This is a genomic window from Flavobacteriales bacterium (assembly GCA_016700415.1).
Taxonomy (GTDB): Bacteria; Bacteroidota; Bacteroidia; order Flavobacteriales_F; family PHOS-HE28; genus PHOS-HE28.
On the sequence record CP065018.1, the window covers coordinates 1,703,799 to 1,727,630 of the forward strand.

Consider the following 23,832-nt stretch of genomic DNA (forward strand, 5'->3'; position numbering starts at 1 on the left):
ATGAGCGCCACCCTTGAGCTGCGCAGCCCGAACGATGTCGCCGACGTAGCGAAGGCGTTGTTGGGCGCATACCCGGACCAGCGGGTCTTTGCTTTCAACGGGCCGATGGGCGTGGGCAAGACCACCCTCATCAAGGCGCTTTGCGAGCAACTCGGTGTGGCAGCCGGCATGAGCAGCCCTTCTTTTTCCATCGTGAATGAATACCGCACCGCCAAGGGGGGCACGGTCTATCACTTCGACCTCTACCGCTTGAACAAGCCGGAGGAACTGGAAGGCATCGGCTTCACCGAATACCTCGACAGTGGCCATTATTGCTTTGTGGAATGGCCGGAACTGGGCCGCCGTTATTTCCCGCCCGGCGTGGTCGACGTGGAGATGCGCTTGGGCGACGACGATATCCGTTATCTTGACCTGAATTTTTCCACCATGGCCCCCAAGAACTTCGCATGAGCACCAGCAGTGAACTGTTGAAGCAACTGGCCCGCGAGGTCTCCATGCTCCCCCAGGAGCAGACCATGGAGGTGGGCAAGAAGGGGAAGAACCTCTTCATCGGCATACCCAAGGAAGTAACCCCGCAGGAGCACCGCGTGCCGCTCACCCCCGCGAGCGTTGCGGTGCTCGTAGGGCGCGGGCACGACATCGTGGTGCAGCGTGGCGTGGGCAGCAGCGTGCAGTTCCAGGACAGCGACTACAGCGAGGCCGGCGCCAAGCTTGCCGACAGTGCGCGCGAGGTCTTCGAGGCGGACCTGATCCTGAAAGTGGCGGCGCCCGTGGAAGAGGAGATCGCCATGCTGCGGCACAAGCAGATCCTCATTTCGGCCTTGCAGATGGGCGGACAGCACCGCGAATCCCTGCGGAGCATGATGGAGAAGAAGGTCACCGCGGTGGCGTGGGACTTCATCAAGGACCGCGAGGGGATCTTCCCCATTATCCGCGCCATGGGTGAGATCGCCGGTAACACCGCCATCCAGATCGCTGCGGAACACCTCAGCACCGACAAGGGCGGTCAGGGCCTCATGCTCGGCGGCATCAGCGGGGTGGCACCGGCGGAAGTGGTGGTGATCGGCGCGGGCACCGTGGGTGAATTCGCCACACGCGCCGCCTTGGGCGTAGGTGCCAGCGTGAAGGTCTTCGATAAAAGCATCTACCGCTTGCGCCGCTTGCAAAGCACGCTCGGCCAGCGCATCTGGACCAGCGTGATCCAACCGGATGTGTTGAAACAGGCGCTCCTGCAAGCCGACGTGGCCGTGGGCGCGCTCCGTCCGGAACATGGACGCACGCCCTTGGTGGTCAGCGATGACATGGTAGGCCAGATGAAGACCGGCAGCGTGATCGTGGACGTCAGCATCGACCGGGGCGGCTGCTTCGAGACCAGCGAGATCACCAGCCTCACTGATCCCGTTTTCAAGAAATACGGCGTGGTCCACTACTGCGTGCCCAACATCGCCAGCCGGGTGCCCCGGACCGCTTCCTACGCGCTCACCAACATCTTCACGCCCATCCTGCTCTCCATGGGCGAGATCGGCCGCTTCGAGGACCTCATCAAGCGCAACCTCGGCCTGCGCCACGGCGTGTACCTCTACAACGGCGCCCTCACCAGCGAGATCCTCTCCGAGGCGTACCGTTTGCCGTTCAAGGACCTGGACATCATGCTGGCAGCGTTCTGAGGAATGGAACGCAGACCGTGCTTCGCCGAAGCGGCTTCGCCCAGGCGCAGTGACGCTGAAAGGGCTGATCAGCACAGATAATATGGTGATCGGTGAACTCCGACACACAGACTCCTGACTCACGACTCAAAGACTCACGACTACTCTCTTTTTCCATTTTTTCAATATGTCTTTCAAACGCCGCCTCCTCCTCTTCTCCTTCGGAATCGGCTTAGGCTGCATCCTCGCTTGGGCCATCTTCGGCAGCCGCCTGGAAAACACCGACTGGATGCCCAACTACCGCGTGAAGCTCCGCCTGAAAAACACCTTGGTAAAGACCACGCCGGAAGCTGAGGCCATGCTCGCACCACTGCACCTCGACCTCACCGACCTGCGCAACGCCATGGACAGCTGCGACATCGACTTCAGCGACAGCAAGCGCAGCAAGGACAGCCTCGTGTATTACGTCCATGGCACCGTGCGTGGGCAACAGGTCCACTACATGGCGTCCACCATGCGGGATTTCAGGACGGATTCCACGGCTACGTTGGTGAGCATTCAGGCGGGTGGGCGGTAGAAACGCTGTCCCCTTCCATAGCAGCCGCAGGGTCTCGCCAACAGCCATCTCCGACCATCAGCGGACCCTGCGGTTACTTCGATCTTTTTCAGAGACTCACTTCACCTTCACAGCCCGCTTCACCACCACGGCACCGTCCAACATGAAAGTGCAGAAGTAGGTGCCCGCCGCCAGTTTGGTGGTGTTCCAACTGTAGTTGTACGCGCCCGCCTCGGCCAGTTCCTCACGCAAGGTGGCCAAGGGCTTGCCATCGCTGGTGCTCACCTGCAAGCTCACCTTGCCCGCTTTTGGCACGTAGTATTCCAGTGTGGTAAGGTCCGCTACCGGGTTGGGGATGATCAACAGGCGTTGCTCCTGGAGGTCGTTCTCCTGTGGCATGGACCCTTGTTCCGCACTTCCTCTTTGGGCCGCACCATCTTGCGCCGCGCAACATTGGTTGATCTGATCCCGTAAGTCCGTGATCTGCTGCTGCTGCGCCTTGAAGCCGGCAATGAGCAGCGGGATGAGCCCTTGGTAGTTCATAGCCTTGAAATCAATGGCAGGACTTTCTTCCGCCCCGGCGGAATCCAGCATCGCAGGTTGATGGATCGTAGTAACGAGCTCCGGTAATACCGCCTCCATCTCTTGTGCGATCAGCCCATACTGGTGTTCGGTGGGCAGGTGCATGAAGCCGAACTGGTCCTGATCGAAATCGTACGTCTTGGGGGTCAACTGCTGAAGCTTGTTCATGGCCTCATCTGTCGGCAGGTCCTCGATGTTCTGCTTCAATTGCTCATCGCTGGCAGACCACATCATGCCGGGGGTATAGGTGTACCCCGGAAAGTAGCCCGCCCATTTGCTGTGACCGTTCGGTGCGCCTGTGTTATCCGGACCGGAAGCCGATCCATATACTCCATAGCATAACGCGGCCGCATCCGTCGAAGAAGCAATGGCTCGGACCCCAAAGTTGGTGGTGCCTGCACCTCCTGTTCCAGACGTGTAGGCCCCGTAGTTGGAGCCGGTACCACCTGAAGCAACCGAGCAGGTCGCATAATTGGTGACCCCACCCGAAGCATCACCATACAGCCCATAGTTCACAATTCCGTTGCCCGCGCTGCCCCATACACCTTTTGCATTGTTCACCACGGTCCCAGCAGTCGCCGTAGCATTGCTGCGCAATCCGTACAACTGTGCGGTTGTCCCTCCCATTAGGTTCAGCGCCTTGATATATGCACCGTAGAGAAATCCGTTGTTCGCAACGTTGTTCGTCGCATCCACTTCTATGCCGTAGTTGAACAATCCCGCATTCAGGGTCTCCATTTTAAGCCCCTTGATCACAGGGGTGGATCCGGGAGGCGTGGACTGTACAAGAATGTGTGAACCGTTCACACTGCTGCCAGCAACACTTTTAACTTCCACATTGGTCCCACCGTTCACCCCACAATTCGCACAAGTGGTTTGGTCCACCCCTACTGTTAGCCTGTATGGCCCTGCGGTCGATGGCGTCCCGATCTGTACCTTCCAGCGTTGATCAGGGCAAGCACCCACGGTCCCTGCCGGTGCATTCGCTGTGCGGAGTTCATTGATCGCACCAGCGATCGGGGTCCAATCACAATCCGGGCCACCGGTGGTGGTGGGGAACGGGCGGTGTTCCAGCACGCCGGTGCTGGTGTTCACCACCACGGCTTCCATGCTGGCACTTACGGGGTTCGTGGGCAATTCCCGGATCGCCACACGGCCATTCAGCACATCCAACCGCTCCGAAGGGTTCGTCGCAGCGGTGAAGTAATCCCCAATGCCGAAGTAACCCTGATTCCCAGAGGGGTCCGGAATGATACGGGCCAACTCCAATCCGTCCATCTGGGAGGCGATATTGATGTTGCTCATCGTTCGCGTGAAAATGAAACGCAACGCATCCGGACCATAGGTAGGGTCGGCTTCCTTATTGTCACCCCAGTTGATCACGGCATCAACGAGATCCTCTCCCTGGTGCTTCGCACCCACGTACATCCAGTCCGTGTTCTCGGACATGCTCACCCCTGTGCGCATCCACGGCCGGAAGCCCGCGAAAAAGCTGCCATTGTTGTTGATGTGCAGAAAGCTCAGCGCTTGCGGTGGCACCGGTGCCCCGATCCCAAGGTGACCGCTCAGGTCCACGTTCGGGAAGTTGTTCACCGGCTGGCCGGGCAGGCTTTCGTTGAGTTGCATGCGCAGTATGTTGTTCGTGCGCCACTCATGCGGAAAGTTCAACTGCGTGGTGAATCGCAATGCTTGGTTGCTGAGAACATCGCAGCCGATGTACTGATTCGCAAGTGTCACCGTATTGTTCAGTTGCGTCACCTGCCCCTGCATGGGGAGATACGCGGCACAAAGGCATGCGCCCAGTGCAAGTTGCTTGATCTGCTTCATCGTTTTGTGGTGTTGGTTAGTTGGAAGTAAATGTTCACATCTTCACGAACTGAAGTGACCGTGCTTCTCTCGACCCTGTGACCCGCATTAAGTATTCACCCGTTGAAAGCTCAACCGTCCGTATTTGGGTTGATGAACCTGCATGCACATGCTCCTTGATCACAAGCCGCCCCATCATGTCATAAACCGCCAAGGACCAATTGTCCGTGTAAGGGAGTAGAACAGCGAGGTTTTCATGACAAGGGTTCGGGCCAATGATCAGCCGAGGTTCTTCCCCTGTAACAACCGAAGTGGCCAATGGACAAGTTCCGGGTTCGGCAGATACGCACACCTGATCAACGAAGTGATAGGCCACACCGCCCATGTATGGCCCAACGGGTAGCGTATCCGTAAGTGCGTTCCGGAAGTGATTGCCGATCACCACATACTGATAGGCGCTATCCGCCACGAAACTGCCGCTGACCAAGTCCCAATTCAAAGTATCCGCCACTACTGCCTGGCTGTACACTTGGGCAAAATCGCCTAACGGAAAGTCAGCCATTCCCTGTGTCCAATGGTATGGGGTGGTGGTGAACAACATCCCCACCTTGTTGCAGCCAATATCACCCTGTTGGTTCCCTCCCTGTGACGAGTTCAGGAACATGCTCGCGTAATACGTCTGCCCCACGACCAACGGACTCAAGAGCGCCACCGAGAACATTTCTCGATAGTCTCCCTCCAGATAAGTCGCATGACCGACATAGGCTTGTCCTTCTTTGGGTTGTTGGTAGCCAAAGATGTTATGCGGAACGGAAGTACCCGAATCCACGCAAGCATTGAAGTAATCCGGGGTGTCGCTTGCACTGAACCAGTGTGTTGGCCTGGACCCTGGACCAAATCCTGTGACGGGTGGAATATGTGGGCACGTATCCACCTCTTCGAAACTGGGGTTCGGGATTAAATTCTGCGCTTCACAGCGCGGAGTAACAACAAACAACAGGCAGCCCAAGAGCCATTTTGCTCCGGTCCACCTGCCGTTCATTGTTGAGAGAAACATTCGTTCAGTGTTCGTTCGTGTCGACCGGTTTCGCATCGGCCCGGTCAAAAACCGCAAGTAATATTGCCCTCTCGCCTCGCCGTCGTGCTGGGGGCATGCCAGATGTCGGTCCGGTGGCCACGGTGGCGGGGCTTACTCTTTCTTCAGCATCCGCCTTACCTTTGTTCAGTTCCGTTTCATTTTTACTTCGCAGTTTGGTGGGACATGGACTTCGGCCCTCGGTGTTAGCGCACCGGGGGCTTTTTCATTTTTCTTCTGGTGATGGGGTCGGCATGGGTTTCTGCATCACTTCCCTCAGGTATTGCGCCTGTGCAGGTGTGAGTTTGGGTTCCTGGCGTGAGAGGGGCTGTTCGTAGGGAATATGCCTCCGCAACTCATCCACGTACGATTCCAAGAATTCCACACGCTCTTGAAGATCATGCAACTGGCTCGCGCATCCTTCCAGCGTTGTCACTTGGCGCTGGCGATCCATCTTCATCTGCCACAGTATTTCCCTATACACTTCCGGGTCGGGGTGTTGGAAGGTGCCCACCTGCTCCATACGGGATGCTTTCGGGGTATCCTGTTCGCAACTTATGTTGGTGCTTGCAACAGCGGCACATCCGAGGCTGCTCTTGTGCAGACCCATGCCCGAAGCAGTTGGCGCGTACGCGTGTGTGGAACTTTGTTGCACGGGTTCCATGGAAACCCGAAGGTAAGCCCAAAGCGGGCAGGCCAGGAACAAGGCTAAGAGGCCACCGCGCAACATGGCAAGAGGTTTTGCACTATGCCGCGTGTGGAAACACCCAAGCCGGGAGGTGGAGGAGGAACTACTGAAGGTGATTTTAGCTGATGAGCTGATGAGCTGATGAGCTGATGAGCTGATGAGCTGATGAGCTGACGCACCTCGACTCCGCTCGGCACCCAAGTTGACTGGTTGACGCACCTCGATTTTGCTCGGCACCCAAGTCGATGAGCCGGTAGGCTGGATAAGTCACCAACCCTTTATGCTTGCTGTCGAAATATGTGGCGAAGCATCCCATGGCATGCTAAAGCTTCGCAAAAAATACGTTGCTGGCCAAAGTATGTTTTGCCTACTTTTAATCCTTTGTGCCGGGTCGCACGGAACAGGCCGAGCGGTGCTTCCCCTCACTCCGTCCCCCGCACTACGGTAACGTGCCCGTAGAACACGCGCTCATCGCCGTCCCTGTTCAGCACCACTTTCCACACGTAGACATCGGTCTTCACCGGCTTGCCGTGGTAGGTTCCGTCCCAAGATGCGTTGCGGTCTCTGGTATCGTAGATCCGTTCGCCCCAGCGGTCGAAGACGAAGAATTGGTAGCGCCAATTATCGTAGCCGTTGAGGATGGGCTGGAAGTCCTCGTTCACGCCGTCCTGGTCCGGGGTGAAGGCGTTGGGCGCAAAGATGTCGGGGTCGCTGGTGGCGACGATGGACCGGCACACGGTGTCCGGGCAACCGAAGGTGTTGATGGCCACCAAGCACAGCGGATACAGGTCATCGGGTCCTGCCGGGAAGAGGTGCAATGGCTCGAAGGCGTTGGAGTGCTCCCCATCGCCGAAATCCCAGATCCAGCTCACTGCATCCGTGCTGACGTTGTGGAACTGCAACGCGTAGGTGGTGCTCTGCATGGGCACATAGCTGAAGGCCGCCGTAGGGCGCGGGTCCACATGCACGGCCGCTGGTACGAAGAGGCTGTCCACGCATCCGCCTTCACCCGTGGCGATCAACGTAACATCATAGTCGCCTTGCGGATAGATGTGCCACGGGGACTCTTCGAAGGAGCTTTCGCCATCACCGAAATGCCATTGATAGCTGCTGGTGTTGAGCGAAGTATTCCCGAAGGTGACGGGGTAGCCCGCGCAGGCCGGTTGCGGCTCCGCAACGAACTGCGCCACCGGCGTGGGATACACGGTGAACTCATCCGTGCTCACGGCCGTGCAGCCGTACTGGTTGGAAACGGTGAGCGTGATGGTGTAGGTGCCTGGCTCCGCGTAGGTGGCCACAGGGTTGTTCAGCACGGAGTTCGTTCCGTTGCCGAAATCCCAGGTATGGCTCACGTCGCCGGTGGAAGCATTGGTGAGCTGTACATCGGTAGGTTGATCGCAGCTCTGGCCGGCCGCCATGGTGAAGGCGCTCACCGGCAGCGGGAAGGCGACCACGTTCGCTGTGGCGGTGTCCGTGCAACCGTTCAGGTTCTCCGCCACCAATTGGATGGTGTAGGTGCCCGCATCGTTGTAGGTATGTGCGGGGTTAGGAATACCGATGGTATTGTTGTCGCCGAAGCTCCACTGGTAAAAATCGGCACCGGTACTGCCGTTGGTGAATTGCACGTCCAGCGGGATGCAGCTGCTGACCGGGTCCGGCGTGAACGCGGCCATAGGTGTGGCCGCCACGGTCACCGTTTGGGATTGCGTAGCGGGACAAGGGCTGATGGTGGAAGCCACATTGAGGGTGACGGTATAGCTGCCGGCCGACGCATAGCTGTGCGTTGGCGCGGAAAGGGTGGAGCTTTCCCCGTCACCGAAATCCCAGGTCAAGCCTGCGGGCGCGGGCGTGTTGTTGGTGAATTGGACCGGCGCTCCCACGCAATGCTGGCCGGGGTGAATGGTAAAGTCGGCAGGCGGTGAGGCCAGTACGGTGATGTCCACGCTCACCGTGTCGAAACTGCAGCCGTTGTCCGCGAAGAGCGTGGCCGTGTAGGTGCCTGCCGTGTCATAGGTGGTGGTCACGCTCCCGTCGGTGCTCACATTGCCATTGCCGAGGTCCCAATGCCAGTTCGTCGCCCCGATGCTGTACTGCGTGAAGTGTACGGTCAATGGCGCACAGCCGCTGGTGGTGTCGGTGTTGAAGAAGCCGGTGATGTTATTGGGCAGCGTGGTGATGGTGTATTCCGCCGTATCGCTTCCGCAGGCATTGGTGGCCACCAGCGTAATGGTGTAGGTGGTATCGTTCGCCCCGGTGTAATACGTGTGCTGCACGAGGCTGTCGGCGGTGGTGCTGGTGAGGCCGTCGCCGAAATCCCAGAAATAGCTGTCCGCTTGGCCGATGGTGACGTTGCTGAAAGTGACCGGCCACGGGGAGCAGCCTGAATCGAAGTCCGGGCCGAAGAGCGCAGTGGGCTCCGGATGAACGGTGACGACCACGGATGAATCCACGGAACCGCAAAAATTGGTGGCCGTGAGCGTGATGGTGTAGGTGGTATCCTCAGTGAGGCTCGCGTAGTACGTGTTCTGCCCCGGTTCCTCAAGCACGGAACTTCCGCCATCGCCGAGATCCCATGCGAAGCTCATACCGTCGCCGGTGCTCTGGTTGTCCAAGGTCACCACCAAGGGTGCGCAACCTTCAAAAGGCGTGGCGGTGAAGCCGATCCCAGGCCCTGCCCATACCGTCACCGCATGGCTGATGGTGTCCGTGCAACCTGCGGCCGTGTATGCCACCAGTGTAACGGTGTACGTGCCCGCCGTGTCGAAGACGTGGGAAGGTGATTGGACGAACGCACTGTCGCCATCACCGAAGGACCAGGCCCAGCCGGAGGCTCCGATGCTCTCATCCGAAAATGGAAAAGACAAACCAGAGCATGCGGTGGGGTCGTTGGAGAAGGCCGCCGTGGGAAGGGGATCCACTGTGGCGTTCGCCGAGGCGCTGTTGCTGCATCCGTTGGCATCGGTGAAGGCATAGGTCACCGGGAACACGCCTTCGCCGCTTACTGCCGGGTCGAAAGTGCCCGCCGCCGCGTCCGTGATACCGGTGCCGCTCCACGAGCCGCCGACCGGGGTCGCTGCGAAGTCCTCCGGGGCGCCGTCCGCGCAGATAGCCACCACGCTGGTGATGGCTATCACGGGCAATGGATCCACGGTGACATCCACCTGGTCCTGCGTGACGCAAGAGCCGTTGCCCACGGAATAGGTGAGGGTATATGTGCCTACAACTGCAGGGTCAAAAGCTCCCGCAGCATCCACGTGCGAACCGCTCCACGTACCGCCCGAGGGAGCGCCGGAAAGTTGCAGGACACCGCTGTTGATGCAGGCTGCCGTGTCATTTCCCGCCGTTGCCGGATCGGTGATGGTGATCACCGTCACGGTCATCTGGTCGCTGGCGGAACAGTTGTTGGCATCGGTGAAACTGTAAGTGAACACGAGCATATCCGGACCGTTGGGCGTGAACGTCCCGTCCGGGGTGACGCCCGTACCGCTCCACGTTCCGCCAGAAGGCGAATATCCTGCGAGCGTTTGCACAACAGGTTGATCGCAGAAGGTGGTGTCGTTCCCTGCGGAGACCACCGGCAAAGGGTTCACCGTGATCGTGCGGGTGGCCGTGGTGATGCAACCGTTCGGGTCCGCATAGGTGTACGAGAGCACATGCGCACCGGCCCCGGCCGTTAACGGGTCGAAATCGTCTCCGCTGATGCCGTTCCCGGTCCAGGTACCGCCCACCGGCGTGGCGCCCAAGGAAAAGGCCGGCTCATCGATGCAGAGCTGCTGGTCCGGGCCGGGATCCACCACCGTGGCCGGTACCACGGTCACGGTGGCCTGGTCGCTGGTGGAGCAGCTGCCCGAGCCTACCGTGTAGATCACCACGAACGCGCCCGTCACCACCGGTGTAAAGATCCCGCCGATGGAGATATCACCGGTCCACGTACCGGCGCCAGGCGACCCAGTGAGTTGGATCGGCGTGGCATTCAGGCAGATCAGGCTGTCAGGTCCTGCATCCGCGGGTGCGGCGGGCGGCGCCACCGTTACCTGCACCGTGTCCATATTCGTGCATCCCTGTGGGCTGGTCACGGTGTAGATGAGCTGGTGGACGCCTTGCACGGAAGGTGTGAAATGTCCGTCCGCGGTCACGTTGGGATCGCCGCTCCAGACACCGCCCACCGTGATCGGGAACAAGACCTGCGGCAGGTTGCTCTCACAGAAGACGGGGTCGGTCCCTGCGTTCGCGGCAGGCAAGGGGTATACCGTCACCTGGGTGCTGGCGGAACCGGTGCAACCACCTCCTTGCCCCGTAAGAATGATCGTGGACGTGCCTGTAGGCGTGAACGTGAGCGGGCTGCCGCTTCCGACGGATACGCCATTCGCGGTCCACTGGTAGTTGCTGCCGCCGCTCGCGGTGAGGGTGACGGGATCACCGGCACATGCCGTGGGCGCAGCAGGTGAAATGTTCAACACAAGCGGCGGGTTCACCGTCACGGTCACGGTGCTCGCCGGCCCGTCACAACCACCGGCAGAGGCCGTGACGGAATAGACGCCTTGGCCCCCCATGGTGATGTTCGGAATGCTCGGGCTGGCGGAAAAGGAACTGAAGCCGTTGGGGCCGGTCCAATGGAAGGTGATGCCCGGCACCGGTGTTGCGCTCAAGTCCAAGGTTTCTCCCACGCAGAGCGTAATGGGGCCACCGACCACGGGGGCCGCAGGCAAGGGCGTCACGGTGATCGGTGTGCTGGAGGTGGTGGTGCCGCATGCGCTCGTGGCGGAGGCCGTGATGGTGAAACTACCTTGAGCAGGATAGGTCACGGCCCCGGGGTTCTGTGTGTTCGCACTGGCAGGATTGCCGCCCGTCAAGGTCCAGCCATACGCGGTGATGGGCGATCCACATGCGGTGAAGGTCGCGGTGGGGTTCACGTTCTGCCCCGCACAGATCCCGCTGACGGCATTCGCAGCTACCTGCGGCGGCGCGCCCACCGTCACCGGTACGATCACCGGGAACGTTCCGCATGAATTGATCGCCTGCAAGGTCACATTGTACGCCCCCGCCCCTGTGAAGGTGAACTGCGGCTCGAAGGTGGTGGCGCCCGTGCCTCCGCTGAAGGTCACTGACGTGCTTCCCCCGCAGGCCGTACTACTGGCCGCAGCCAGCCAGTTGTATCGTGTGGAACAACTGTTGGGGCTGGTGCTCGTGTTGTCCGTGGTGCTCACAAGCGGCGTGCATCCTGTTGTAGGTGAAAGCGTGAAGGCCGGTTGCGGCGGGGCTTCCACGCAGATGCAGTGCGTCATGCTATCAACTCCGCAAATGGCATTTCCAACCTTCAGCTTCACGCAGTATGTGCCCGCTTGGTCGAAGCGGATGTTCGGGGCTTGGGAACCAGTGGTCCAACCGGAGGGAGCGGTATTGCCGTTGGTGGTGCCTAATGCGCCCAGTGCCGTCCAGCCTATCGTGGGGGTCACGCTCCAAACAACTTTGGGCGGGCCGCAGGTCGGCGCCTCACTGCTTGTGGCTGTGCTCGTAAAGCTCACCGGGGCTCCTGCACAACTGGTATCAGCGGACATGGTGAAATCAGCCTGTGGGGCGTCGCTCACCAGGATCGGCCCTGCAGTACCGAAGGACGGAAAGGCCAGACAGGGGTTGGTGGCCTCGATCCGGACCGTATAAAAAGGTGGGGCCGCCGCACAACTTGTTTGTTGGTAAACATGGCAAAGCTGGGCGGGGGCGGGTTGCACAAAACTCGTGTCCGTGTCGTCACCAAAATCCACCAAGTACTGCGTACCGATCGTGTTGCTGGAGGTGAACGTGATCGGGAAGCACACAGGCTGGCCAGTACATACCGAAGTATTACCCGGATTGTTGATCCCCACGCTGGGATTGCTGCCGATGAAAACGTAAAACTCCACGGTAACGGAACATCCGTTCGGATTGGTGATCGTGTAGGTGAGCGTGTTCAGCCCGATGGGATATTGATGCGTTTGGGTCCAACCGGTCGCCATGGGCGTAAAAGCCGCGCCGCCTGTGCCCCAGTCCAAGGAATAGGTCGCGCCTGCTGCTGCCGTACTGTTGTCCACGAAGCTAAAAACATAGGCGGCCGCTCCTTGATTGCAAAGGCTGAAGGTGGTGGTACCACTGAATACCGAGGTGGTGACGTTGGGGTCCGCTGCCATGGTGAGGAACGGGTTCGGTGCGGCATTCACCGTCACCGTGACCTGATCCGTGGCCGTGGCACCATTGTCATCGGTCACGGTGAGCGTATAGGTCTGCGAACTGGTGGCCGTGCACACCGGATGCTGTGCGTTCGCATTGTTCAGCCCGGTGGCAGGCGTCCAGCTATACTGGTAGGGTCCGGTGCCCCCCGTAGCCGTCGGGTTAGCCCCCAAAGTGGTGGGGCCGCCAGCGCAAATGGTCACATCCGCACCCGCATGTGCGACCAACGGCTGGGCACACGCATCCTGCTGCACGAAAACGGACAACAGGGTGAACAGGAGCGGGACCGCGCTATGAAATAGGCGCATGGACGGATAAATTCGATCGAGCCAAAGTAATTGTCGACTTCTACGGGTTGAGCCTTAATACGGTTGTTTCATCAACTATTTGTTCCACAGGCCGGTAATTCATCGATCAAGAATGACCTATTTCCAATGCATGACGATCATGCCGCCCAACTGGTTGCACCAAAATGCATAGGCAGCCGGGCAAACAGGGATGGGGGGCCGCACGGAACAATGCAGTGGGCATGACGATAGGTACAGCATTGAACGGAGTCGATCCATTCCGAGGGGGCCATGGGAAGCGAACGCCGCACCGTAAAAGCAAAAAGGCCACCACTTGCGTGGCGGCCTTTTTACTCAACATGTTCAAAGGGTCACTGACAACCCATCGCCCCATATCCGCTTACTACGGAGTAGGATGCGTCCGAATCCTCATCGTCATCGAAGAAGCCCACACCCTCAACAGCGTAGTAGTGGCCGTTATTGAATTCCATGGTTCCATCATTCACTGTGATGGCACCATCCTTGGAGAGATAGATCCCCCCGTCGTTCTGGAAGCTGATGATGAAAGCGAAACTGAAATTATCCAGATCATCATTGTTCAGATCATCGATCCAGTTCAGCACATCATAGCTGGTATTGCTGAGGTTATCAGCATATACGAAGTAGTAGGCAAAGCCGTGGAAATACTGGAACGGGTCGCTCTCGCCATCGGAGAAATCCCCGTTCTGCAGTGCATCGAAGTCGCCTGAGATCCCGATCACACCCGCCACTTCACCCATGTCCGGCCCGAAGAGGCCGCCCCCGAGGGCATCGTCCCCAACGGCAAAACAAACAGCGAGGTTGATATCCAGCGTGGTGTTACCGGCTGAAACCGTTCCACCACCTGCCCCCAGCCCTGCTTGAGGCTCGGTCAGCACCACCATTCCTCCGTCCTCGGTCCACACCCACTGTCCGCCATTGCTGGAGGCAAAGCTGATGCCGCTGGCCGGTGCGGTGGTGAAGGAGAAGCTGCGTGATCCGTCCTTCGCGGGGCTGAACACGAGGATCTCGTTCATGGTCCGGTTGTAGATGCCCACAGAAGGCACCTTCTGGCCCATGTCCCAGATCTGCCGTTTCAAACCCGCGTCCTTGATGGCAGTGGACGTGCTCGGGTTCGGCATGGAGACCGGCTCCTTGTTACAGGAGCTGAACAGGAAGGCCACCACCGCCAACGGCATGGCATACCCCGTCAGCTTCCGGAAAGCCTGTGTTTTTCGGTTCATTTCCTGTACTTTTCGTGTTGATGCAACAATGCTCAAAACAACCAGCCCAAGCGCAACTGACCCACCACGTTGGGGCCGACCTGGATGCTGCTCATGTTATCCTTCTTCGAATCACCGCTGGTGGTGACCTCATTTCCACTGACAGGATCCAGAGTCACGGACTCCGTCTTGTTCTTCATGGGCATGGTCGCGGACACGCCGAAGCCGAGCTCGGTGCCAAAGTAGAGCGACTTGGCCAGGTAGTAATCGAAGCCGGCCACGGCGTTCAGGCCCAGGCCCAAGCTACCGCTCTTCGTCTGGTCATAGCCCACCTTGGTAGCATTCAACTGTGTTTCCTCCTTCTTGTTCTTAGAGGTATAGTTCAGGTCCAAGTATCCACCGATGTACGGTGAAAGGCGGTCCGTTCCCGTCATGTGCTTCTCAAGACCAGGCTGCACAGCGATGGTGATGCTGCTTTCCTTCTTCTTCAGTTCGAGCATATCGGTCTGGCTGTCCTCATCTTGCAGAATGGTCGTCTTGTTCTGGAAGCCCAGGAACACGCCCAAACGCATCGCGGAGGTTGCCGAACCGAAATGACGGTACTTGATGCCGGCCATCGTGACCGGGCTGCCTCCCAAAGGGGCGACCATCAATTCCAAGTTCTTTTCGCCTCCTACGGGACGATACTGTTCTTGCGCCTGTGTGCTTGCGATGCCTGCCACCAGGGCGGTTACTGCCAAAAGATGCCTTTTCATGTGATGATCTGTGTTTTGATCGTTTGTGCAAAGATGAAGTTACTTCCGGGATAACCCTGTGGTCGAACGGCACTTTACGGTAAACACCGTAGACCACTTTGGGAGAACCCGGCGGCTTTGAACGGTGTCAAAGAGTCCAGGGTTTCAGTCAACCAAGTATGCATTATGTCGAATGCGCAGTTTCAGGTGACACCCCGGATCGGTAATGGATCCTTCGGCAACGCACTCCAACATCTCCACCTTCGCTGATGGCCTCTTCAGTTGCCACGCAAGCGATGAACCACAGTGCAAGATCCGGGGGGTCCGGTCCACCGTATGCTGCTGAAGCGTACTTTGCCTCCGGATCCAAGCCCCATGAAAACAACATTCCTTACCCTCACGATCATCCTGTTCCCCTCCCTGCTCTCCGCCCAGGAGTGCGGCACCGGCCGCTACAGCACGTATAACTATTTTCCCCAGATCGACAGCATCCCGGGGGTGGTCTTTGGCACCAATACCGCGGTTGACGGCACCAACCAGACCCTGCGCATGGACATTTACGCCCCGGCCAACGACACCCTTTCCGAACGGCCCGTGGTGGTGTTGGCCTTTGGCGGCTCATTCGTCACCGGCTCGCGTGCCACCGTGTCATCTATGTGCGGGCAGCTCGCACGCATGGGTTATGTGGCCGTGGCCATGGACTACCGCGTGGGCTTCTTCTTCCCGAACACCAGTACCTCCATGCATGCCGTACAGCGCTGCGTGCATGACATGAAGGGCTGCATCCGTTATCTACGGAAGACCGTGGCCGAGGACGGCAATCCGTACGGGATCGATCCGGACCGCATCATTGCGGGCGGCGTGAGCGCCGGGGCCATCGGTGCATTGCAGCTCACGTACATGAACGAACCCTCTGAATTACCCGCCCCATTGGTGGCGGACAGCGCCGCGTTGGGCGGCATGGAAGGCACCAGCGGGCCCTTGGGCTATTCCAGCGATGTGATGGCCTGCGTCAGTCTCAGTGGCGCGCTGATGGACACCACGTGGGTGCATCCCGGCGACCAGCCCTATTGCGGTATCCATGAGACCGGGGACGGGATCGTGCCCTGCTATACCGAGCAGATCAATGCACTTGGCCTCCCCACCGGCATCATCGTTTCGGGCGACCATGACATCAATTTGCGCATGGAAAATATCGCCGTGCCGAGCTGTTACCTGGAATACCCCGGGACCGGCCATGTGGGCTATCTCAATTATGACCCGGTCAACTCGATGAACTTCGTCGCCCACTTCCTTTCCAGCGTGGTCTGCAGTACGGAACTCGATTGCAGCGGGGCGACCGTGGCCGTGAACGAGCTCAAGCCGTCCATGGACGGAATGCGGCTTTATCCGGTACCCGCCGCCGATGCGGTCACAGTGAAAATGCCGGAGGCCGGCACGGTACAGGTCCTGGACGGGCTTGGCCGGACAGTGATCGAACTGAACTTTCCCTCAGGACAGAACACCATGGACGTGGCTGCACTGCCGAACGGCCTCTATTTGGTGAAGGTCCAAGGAGCCACGGTGCGAACGGCCAGGCTCGTCATCTCCCGGTAGGTCGGGGATCGTTTGCTAACCGTAGTTAGCGGTCGGCAGGACCGGCCCGCCGCTTCCGTTCAGCGAGTATCAGCGACAGCTCCCTTCCGGTCTGTCCCTTCGTGCTGGTGTTCTCCTCCGCCCGGCGGATCAGGTAGGGAAGCACTTTGCGCACGGGTCCGTATGGCACGTACTTCACCACGTTAAATCCGGCAAGGGCCATGTTGTAGCTGATGTTGTCGCTCATGCCCAACAGCTGCCCGAAGTGGATCCGTGGATCGTCCTTCGCCAGTCCGGTCCCGTGCATGAGCCGCGCCATCAACAAGGTGCTCTCTTCGTTGTGCGTGCCTACCAGCACCGCCATGTGGCCGATGTGCTCGGCGGCATACCGCAGCGCATCATCAAAGTCAGCGTCCACGGAGGCTTTGGTCGCACCGATGGGATCCGGATAGCCTTTCTCCGCTGCTCGTTCCCGCTCCTTTTCCATGTAGGCCCCGCGCACGTACTTCATCCCCAGGTGGTATCCCCCGGCCTTCGCGATCTCCGCCTCCTTCCGAAGAAAGGCCAAGCGGTCGTGCCGGTAGAGTTGGACCGTGTTATATACGATGGCGCGTTGGCCGTTGAAGCGCCGCATCATTTCCGTGACGAGCACATCAAGTGCGTCCTGGGTCCAGCTTTCCTCGGCGTCCACCAATACGGGCACATCGGCGGCATGGGCGGCTTCGCAGATGCTTTCAACACGCTTCCGGCCACGTTCCCAGGCCGCAGCTTCATCAGCGGTGAGCTTCGCCCCGGCGGACACCTTCTCCAGCACGTCCGTACGGATCACGCCGGAGGGCTTGAAAACGGAGAACGGGATATCGGGATTTCCCTTGGCAGCCGCGACGGTGCGCAGGATCTCCGCTGCCGTGGCATCCATGGCGCTCTGGTCATCCTCGCCCTCCACGCTATAGTCCAAGATGGTGCCCACGCGCTTCTCCGCCAGCCTATGGGCCGTCACCAATGACTCTTCGATGGTCTCCCCACCGCAGAACTGCTTGAAGATGGTGGCCTTCACAATGCCTTTCACCGGCAGGTGCAGCGCCAAGGCCATCTTGGTGAGCGCACTGCCCAAGGAGGTGAGCCAAGGGGTGCCGATGATGCGGAACAGCCACAACGCCTGCCAGAGGTCGCGATCGCTCTTTTGGGCGAAGGCCGTGCGGGTGTCGCCCATATCGGGCAGGACCGGGTTTCCTGTGCGTGGGGATACCTCCTGTTGTTGCATGTGGCGCCGCGTGCTTGTAGTTCGTTCCTTTGGGCGCCTTTCCCGCGGAAAAAACCGGACTCCGGAAAGGCCGCCAAAAGTAGCTATGGCATCCGATCGTCCACAGGTTCAAAAGATGACCTCTGTCAGTCATCCCGTGCTGATGGGCGAGCATGCCTTGGCGCATCTGGACCGTTGGCTCGCGGAAAACTCCCGCAGCACGCAGCTCTTCATACTGGGCGATGAGCGCACCATGGACCAGTGCCTTCCGGAGCTCCTTGCCCGGACAACGCACCTGCGCGATGCGCAGACCATCCTGGTGCGCAGCGGGGAGCAGAGCAAGGACCTCGAAGTGTGCCGCGCCCTCTGGACCCACCTCGCCGAACGCATGGCGGACCGGCAGGCGGTTTTGGTGAATCTGGGCGGAGGGGTGATCACCGACCTCGGCGGTTTCGTGGCCTCCACGTACAAACGGGGCATCCGCTTCATCAATGTCCCCACCACCGTGATGGGCATGGTGGACGCTGCGATCGGCGGCAAGAACGCCATCGACCTGAACAGCATCAAGAACCTCGTCGGGACCTTTGCCGACCCTGTGGCCACCTATATCCATCCGCCTTTCCTGCGCAGCTTGGGCAAGCGTGAAGTGCTCAATGGCGTGGCCGAGATGATCAAGCACGGCCTGGTGCGTGACGTCGAGCATTGGAACCTGGTGCGGCGGGCACCTTTGCATGATCTGGATGCGCTGGCCCCGCTGATCCAGCGATCGGCCGACATCAAGGCCGAGGTGGTGCAGGAAGACCCCCGGGAACAGGGTCCCCGCAAACTGCTCAACTTCGGCCATTCCATAGGCCATGGGCTGGAGGCCTTCGCGTTGGAAAGCACCCACCGCTCCTTGCTGCATGGCGAAGCCGTGGCCATCGGCATGGTCTGCGCCACATGGCTCAGCTGGCGCATGGAATTGCTGGACCGGGACAGGATGAACGCCGTGGAGGAACACCTGATGAGCCTCTACCCTGTGTTCCCGTTCCAACAAGCTGACCACCATCGCATCATCGAGCTGATGCGCAACGACAAGAAGAACGTGGATGACGCGTTCCGGTTCACCTTGCTCACCGGCATCGGGTCCGCCCGTGTGGACGTGCCGATCAACGCCGCACAGGTGGCGGAAGCCTTGGAACATTATCGCCTGTTGACACCGGATGCCGCACCGCGTCACCGTTCGAAGGCCTGAGGGGCCGCCGCGTGGGAGCACCGCCCTGCCGCCCAGCAAGAGCGTGGCCAACCGCGCGCTGATCCTTGCGGCGTTGGCGGGCGATCTTCAATGCGTGAAGCACTTCGGCGAAGCGGATGATACCCGTATACTGCATCAGCTGCTGCGCGACCGGCCTGCGGAAATGCACTGTGGTGACGGCGGCACCACGTTCCGCTTCCTGCTCGCATGGGCCTGTGTGCAGGAGGGCGAAAAGCACCTCATCACCGGCAACCCGCGCCTGCTGCAACGGCCGCATGCACCATTGGTAGAGGCGCTGCGTGAACTCGGTGCGGACATTACGGAAGAAGCAAACGGATTCCAGGTGCGGGGGAAGAAAATGCGCGGCGGAACGATCACTCTGGACTCCCCGGAAAGCAGCCAGTTCATCAGTGCCTTGTTGCTGGTGGCACCGTGCTTTTCCGAAGGCCTTGAACTGCAATGGACCGGCTTGCGGCTCAGCGGGCCGTATGTGCGGATGACGCTGGAAATGCTGGGGCGGTTCGGCGCGCATGCTTTTGAGGACGATGTTGCGATCCGTGTGGAAAGCGGACCGCTGACAGCGGCAGAAATGTACATTCCCGCCGACTGGAGCGCAGCGGCGTTCTGGTTCGAGGTCGCTGCGCTTGCACCTGGAACGGATCTGCATTTCATCGACATGGCCGGCCCAAGCTTGCAGGGCGATGAGGAGGCGATCTCGCTTTTCATCCGCTACACGCATTGCACCCTTTTGGGAAAAAAACTCATCCTGCACGGGAGGAACTGGGAGGGCCCCGATCCGTACCACGCCGACCTGACGGACACCCCGGATCTTTTCCAACCGCTGGCATTCGCATTGGCCGGCCTGGGAATAGCGGCGGAATTCACCGGCCTTCACAACCTCCCGCTCAAAGAGACCGATCGCCTGAAAGCTGTCGCCGAAGCTCTGAGAACATTGGGCTGTTCCGCGGAATACGATGGTGGCACCTTCAAACTGCAAGGCGGGGTGACCAACCTGCGGCCCCCGCCCTTCGACCCGCAAGGCGACCACCGCATGGCCATGGCATTGGCCCCGCTGGCATTGGTGTGCGATGAGGTGACCATCCTGCGGCCTGAGGTGGTGAACAAATCCTATCCGGGCTTCTGGGAGGATATGAAGCACGCAGGTTTCTCCGTGGAGTTCTCTCAAGGGGTTTGACCGCAACGGACGCTACGAGCGCAACGTCCCGTCCACGGCCTTCTCCGCACTTCCGCGGCCCCTTTCGCATTCTCTGCGCCTCCGCGCCCCTGCCTGCCGGCAGGCAGGTCTGCGGCCACTTCAACACCTTACTTCCTCGGCCTCCGCAGCCACACCTTCTGCCCAGCCCGCACGGGATCCGCGATACCCATGTTGTTGTACTTCGCCAGCTTATTCAGCTTCACGCCATAGCGTTGGCTGATGCCCCAGAGGGTCTCACCCTTGTCCGCGATGCAGCTTTCCCGGTCCTTGTTCTTGTTGCGCTTGGGCTGGATGTACACCACCTGTCCTTCCTCCAAGCTACCGTCCTTGGCGATGTCGTTCCAGTTGGCCACCAAGCCCGGCATCTGTTGGATCTCGTCCGCGATGTCCTTCACCGTCTCCCCCTTTCGTGCCCGGACGAACTTGATGCGGCCATCGAACAGCTCCACAGGGCGCATGTTACCGATGGTCACCGTATTGTCGTCATTGCTGTTGCGTGAACGGTGTGCCGGCTTTCCGCTGGGGGCCTTGCTAGGGGCATCGCCCTTACTGGCGTAGCTCACATCCACGCCCTTGTCCAAGTTGTCCAACTGGTAGCGCTCGATGAGGTCGATCAGCTTGCTCGGGTAGCGCGGGTCCGTGGCGTAACCGCACTTCTTCAGTCCGTGGGCCCAGCCCTTGTAGTCCGTGGGCTTCAACTCGAAAAGTTGCGCGTACCGCGGTCGCTCAAGAAACTTGGAATGGTCCTCGAAGCTCTGATCGGCATTGCGGTATTTGCGGAAACAGTCATTCTTCTTGTCGTCATCGTGGAACACCTTTCCGCCGGTCCAGTCCGAAGTGCACTTGATGCCGAAGTGGTTGTTCCCTTCCGTGGCGAGGACGCTGTTGCCGTTGCGGCTTTCCAACAGGCCTTGCGCCAAGGTGATGCTGGCCGGGATGCCGTGTTCCTGCATCTTCTTCACCGCCACGCTCTTCCACTTCTCGATGTACTGCTGGGGCGTCTGGGCGCTACCTCCAGGGATCCCTTGGGCCGAAGCCAGCAGCACGGGCAGTAACGCCAGCAAACCGGTTTTCAACAGGTGTTGGATCTTCATTTCCAGAAGTGCGGTCTTCCGCAAGGGCCGAAACTATTGGGCATTCAGGAGCTTTTGAACATTCCGCCCACAGAGCTGTACACCGCCCATTGTGAATAAAACGCGCTGCTCCCGATCTTCGTACCCTCCATGCCCAAGCACCCCAAGCCACCGGCGGACGACCCGCGCACCAAGCACTTGCTCCGGCTGGGCTATGTCCTTGGCGATTTCTACTTCACCGCGGAAGGCTATGTGGTGTGGACGGAGGCCTACCACCTGAAGCGCGGCTATTGCTGCCAGAGCGGCTGCAGGCATTGCCCGTACGGGAATTCGCCGGAGGACCGGAAGAGGAAGAAGTGAAGGGTCCGCTGAACGGGAAGGTCAGGCAGCGTTTTGCCGCTTCGCCCTATCTTGTTTTGAAACGAGCGATCATGCGCAAGCTCATACTCCTTTGTTGTGCCCTTCAGTGTGGGCTGCTTTCCGCGCAGAATTGGGCCTTGATCAACCCGGACTACAAGTACAACTACAGCAACGACGGTACGGACACGATCAGCAACCAGATCTTCGTGACGCATGTGGATACGCTGGGAGCGGACAGCTTCCGGTATGCGTTGAACAGGATCGGATCGCGCTGTGAACCTTGTCCGGATGCTCCCGCTTCATGTGACAACGGTTCCGGCGTCCACACTGGAATGGCGCAATTCATAGGCGGACAAATACTCCGTTCCGGTGCGGAGATCCGGCTGATCGATATGGACACCTTGCTCATCATACCATGGGCCCCGGACGCTGCGAACTGGCCGAGTCCTTCAGGGGGGCTCGCGACGATCCTATCCTCCGCCGACACCATCATTTGGGGGCAGGCCGACAGCGTGAAAACCGTGCAGTATGCGGACGGACGTTCACTGCGCATAAGCAAAATGCATGGCGTGATCCATGCCTCGGATACGTCAGGCGAGCATCTGTTGATCGGTGTGCAAGGAGGAATAAACGCCGGGGTCCATTTCCCGGAGATCATCGATTTCTTCAACTATCAGCCCGGGGACATCCTGCAATACAGCGGGGAGCATGGTGGCACGGACGGGATCTGCTACACGGACATTCACTTCCAGCGGAAGTACACGGTACTATCGCGCATGGAACTCCCCGGTCGCACGAATTATGAACTGCGTTTGGTCCGTCACCAAGTAACGATCAGCCAGCCCGTTTGGGGGCCACCGAGCGAGTGGTGTACGAGCAGCATCACCTCGGGTGTGGACACCGTGCTTTTGGGCATCGAGCACGCCGCTTGGACAGAGGAGAACTTCTTCGCGAACGAATGGCTCACGCATCATTGGCCCGGTGCCTTCGCATCCACCGCTGAGAACACCTTCCAAGGTGAGTTCGGAAGCAGTTACCATGGCTTCATCTGGCAAGCCTATCTGGACACGGAGGGTCGGACCTGCCTGAAACCCGAACAGCACACACAGGACCCCGGAGCCTGGCCCGCCGAGTCGTGGTGTGACCAGGACAGCACGTTCTGGCCGCAGAGCTATGATGAAGTAAAGAACCTCTTCACGAGCGGCATAGGCCTGACCAGTGCCTCATACTTCATCTTTGAGCACAGTGGGGGGATGGATCTGATCGGATATGACATCAATGGGCAACAATGGGGTACCATTACTGCCGACGACTTGATCCTCGGTGTTGCTGAGCAACGCTCTGAAGCGGATCGCTTTCGCGTGCGCCAAAATCCGGCAACCGGATCGTTGGTCGTGGAACATGCCGAGGCTGGAGCTTACTACCAAGTGCTCGACATCCTCGGGACGGTGCGTTCAACGGGCAGGTTCAGCTCAGGCACCGAGACGATCCGGATCGGAGACTTGTCCGATGGTGCCTACATCCTGCGAAGCGAAGGCCAACCAGCCCTGCGCTTCATTGTGGCACGCTGATCCTATCGATCCATAAGCTGATCTTGTGGCATGTCTGTAGCTTTTACCTCCGAACTCCACCTCTTCCAAACCTTCATCCGCGAAGGCACATCATAAATAGCCCCGTCTGGATCTTTGGACTCAACTTTCGGGCGACCTCGTTCAATATGTCTTATTTTTGAGGATGCACTTAATGCCATGACCAAACAAGCCCTCATAGAACGCACAATTGGAGCGATCAACAAACTACCGCAAGAAAAGGCGGAAGAGGTGCTCGACTTTGTGATACTGCTTTTGAAGCGCCATGAGGAACGCTCGCTTATCGATGGGCTTCACCATTTGGCCTCCACGGTCTCGGCATTGGACTTCCTGCATGAAGAGGAAGACCTGTACACCCTTGCAGACCTGAAGAAGGTGTACCATGGCTAAAGGGGATATCGTGCTGATCAACTTCCCGTTCACGGACCTTACCGGCAGTAAGCTCAGGCCAGCAGTCATCTTGATCGAAGGCGAGGTGGATATTACCGTGTGCTTCATCACCACGAGGTTTCACTGGCAGGAAGAGACCGATGTAAAGATCGATCCCGGTCCATCTAACGGATTGAAACATGCTTCGCTGATCCGCACCGCCAAATTGGCCACGCTGGACAAGAACATGGCTCGCGGTCTACTGGGCGCATTGACCGCTTCGGAGGTGAGGGAACTGGATGAAAAATTGAAGATCCTACTCCAGTTAGCTTAAGGTCCGAACTGAAGACTCCG

At 59.3% G+C, this 23,832-nt stretch carries 18 protein-coding genes; 10 read left to right on the top strand and 8 right to left on the bottom strand.

Features of this window, described 5'->3' with window-relative positions:
• The 3 genes from tsaE (at window position 1) to IPP95_07165 (ending at window position 2,223) form a co-directional block, all read left to right on the top strand.
• Window positions 1-450 (top strand): tRNA (adenosine(37)-N6)-threonylcarbamoyltransferase complex ATPase subunit type 1 TsaE, encoded by a 450-nt coding sequence (gene tsaE / locus IPP95_07155; protein QQS73976.1) that lies wholly within the window; start codon window positions 1-3, stop codon window positions 448-450.
• Window positions 447-1,667, top strand: a complete 1,221-nt coding sequence (locus IPP95_07160) for an alanine dehydrogenase (protein QQS73977.1) — start codon at window positions 447-449, stop codon at window positions 1,665-1,667. The genes tsaE and IPP95_07160 overlap by 4 nt, the downstream gene beginning before the upstream one ends.
• Window positions 1,668-1,833: 166 nt before the next feature.
• Window positions 1,834-2,223, top strand: coding sequence for a hypothetical protein (locus IPP95_07165; GenBank protein ID QQS73978.1), 390 nt, complete (start codon window positions 1,834-1,836; stop codon window positions 2,221-2,223).
• A 96-nt stretch (window positions 2,224-2,319) separates the two neighbouring features.
• On the opposite strand, the gene IPP95_07170 is transcribed toward IPP95_07165, so the two are convergent.
• The 6 genes from IPP95_07170 to IPP95_07195 form a co-directional block, all read right to left on the bottom strand.
• Complete coding sequence (locus IPP95_07170; GenBank protein QQS73979.1) at window positions 2,320-4,611, bottom strand: tail fiber domain-containing protein; 2,292 nt, start codon at window positions 4,609-4,611, stop codon at window positions 2,320-2,322.
• A 34-nt stretch (window positions 4,612-4,645) separates the two neighbouring features.
• Complete coding sequence (locus IPP95_07175) at window positions 4,646-5,647, bottom strand: T9SS type A sorting domain-containing protein (protein QQS73980.1); 1,002 nt, start codon at window positions 5,645-5,647, stop codon at window positions 4,646-4,648.
• A 244-nt stretch (window positions 5,648-5,891) separates the two neighbouring features.
• Window positions 5,892-6,329, bottom strand: a complete 438-nt coding sequence (locus IPP95_07180; protein ID QQS73981.1) for a hypothetical protein — start codon at window positions 6,327-6,329, stop codon at window positions 5,892-5,894.
• A 446-nt stretch (window positions 6,330-6,775) separates the two neighbouring features.
• The gene (locus tag IPP95_07185) at window positions 6,776-12,865 is read right to left on the bottom strand and encodes a PKD domain-containing protein (GenBank protein QQS73982.1); all 6,090 of its coding nucleotides are present in this window, start codon (window positions 12,863-12,865) and stop codon (window positions 6,776-6,778) included.
• 350 nt (window positions 12,866-13,215) lie between these two features.
• On the bottom strand, window positions 13,216-14,106 hold the full coding sequence (locus tag IPP95_07190) for a hypothetical protein (GenBank protein QQS73983.1): 891 nt from the start codon (window positions 14,104-14,106) through the stop codon (window positions 13,216-13,218).
• Between the two features lie 32 nt (window positions 14,107-14,138).
• Window positions 14,139-14,840 carry a hypothetical protein gene (locus tag IPP95_07195; protein ID QQS73984.1) on the bottom strand — a complete coding sequence of 234 codons (702 nt, stop codon included), beginning with the start codon at window positions 14,838-14,840 and terminating at the stop codon, window positions 14,139-14,141.
• 354 nt (window positions 14,841-15,194) lie between these two features.
• Here IPP95_07195 and IPP95_07200 point away from each other — a divergent pair, with 354 nt between their 5' ends.
• A complete protein-coding gene (locus IPP95_07200; GenBank protein QQS73985.1) occupies window positions 15,195-16,415 on the top strand; it encodes a carboxylesterase family protein in 1,221 nt (406 codons plus the stop codon).
• Window positions 16,416-16,440: 25 nt separating this feature from the next.
• On the opposite strand, the gene IPP95_07205 is transcribed toward IPP95_07200, so the two are convergent.
• Entirely contained in the window at window positions 16,441-17,607 is a 1,167-nt protein-coding gene (locus IPP95_07205) for a proline dehydrogenase family protein (protein QQS74220.1), read from the bottom strand.
• Window positions 17,608-17,773: 166 nt separating this feature from the next.
• On the opposite strand from IPP95_07205, the gene aroB reads away from it, so the two are divergent.
• Window positions 17,774-18,871 (top strand): 3-dehydroquinate synthase, encoded by a 1,098-nt coding sequence (gene aroB, locus IPP95_07210; GenBank protein QQS73986.1) that lies wholly within the window; start codon window positions 17,774-17,776, stop codon window positions 18,869-18,871.
• Window positions 18,840-20,066, top strand: a complete 1,227-nt coding sequence (locus IPP95_07215) for a 3-phosphoshikimate 1-carboxyvinyltransferase (GenBank protein QQS73987.1) — start codon at window positions 18,840-18,842, stop codon at window positions 20,064-20,066. Before aroB ends, IPP95_07215 begins: the two co-directional genes overlap by 32 nt.
• 128 nt (window positions 20,067-20,194) lie before the next feature.
• On the opposite strand, the gene IPP95_07220 is transcribed toward IPP95_07215, so the two are convergent.
• A complete protein-coding gene (locus IPP95_07220; protein QQS73988.1) occupies window positions 20,195-21,181 on the bottom strand; it encodes a glucosaminidase domain-containing protein in 987 nt (328 codons plus the stop codon).
• A gap of 129 nt (window positions 21,182-21,310) precedes the next feature.
• Between IPP95_07220 and IPP95_07225 the strand changes: the two genes are divergently transcribed.
• The 4 genes from IPP95_07225 (at window position 21,311) to IPP95_07240 (ending at window position 23,812) form a co-directional block, all read left to right on the top strand.
• On the top strand, window positions 21,311-21,520 hold the full coding sequence (locus IPP95_07225; GenBank protein ID QQS73989.1) for a hypothetical protein: 210 nt from the start codon (window positions 21,311-21,313) through the stop codon (window positions 21,518-21,520).
• A gap of 71 nt (window positions 21,521-21,591) precedes the next feature.
• The gene (locus IPP95_07230) at window positions 21,592-23,091 is read left to right on the top strand and encodes a T9SS type A sorting domain-containing protein (GenBank protein ID QQS73990.1); all 1,500 of its coding nucleotides are present in this window, start codon (window positions 21,592-21,594) and stop codon (window positions 23,089-23,091) included.
• 177 nt (window positions 23,092-23,268) lie between these two features.
• Window positions 23,269-23,499: a hypothetical protein gene (locus IPP95_07235; GenBank protein QQS73991.1), complete on the top strand. Its 231-nt coding sequence runs from the start codon at window positions 23,269-23,271 to the stop codon at window positions 23,497-23,499.
• Window positions 23,492-23,812 (top strand): type II toxin-antitoxin system PemK/MazF family toxin, encoded by a 321-nt coding sequence (locus tag IPP95_07240; protein ID QQS73992.1) that lies wholly within the window; start codon window positions 23,492-23,494, stop codon window positions 23,810-23,812. Before IPP95_07235 ends, IPP95_07240 begins: the two co-directional genes overlap by 8 nt.
• The last annotated feature ends 20 nt before the right edge of the window (window positions 23,813-23,832 follow it).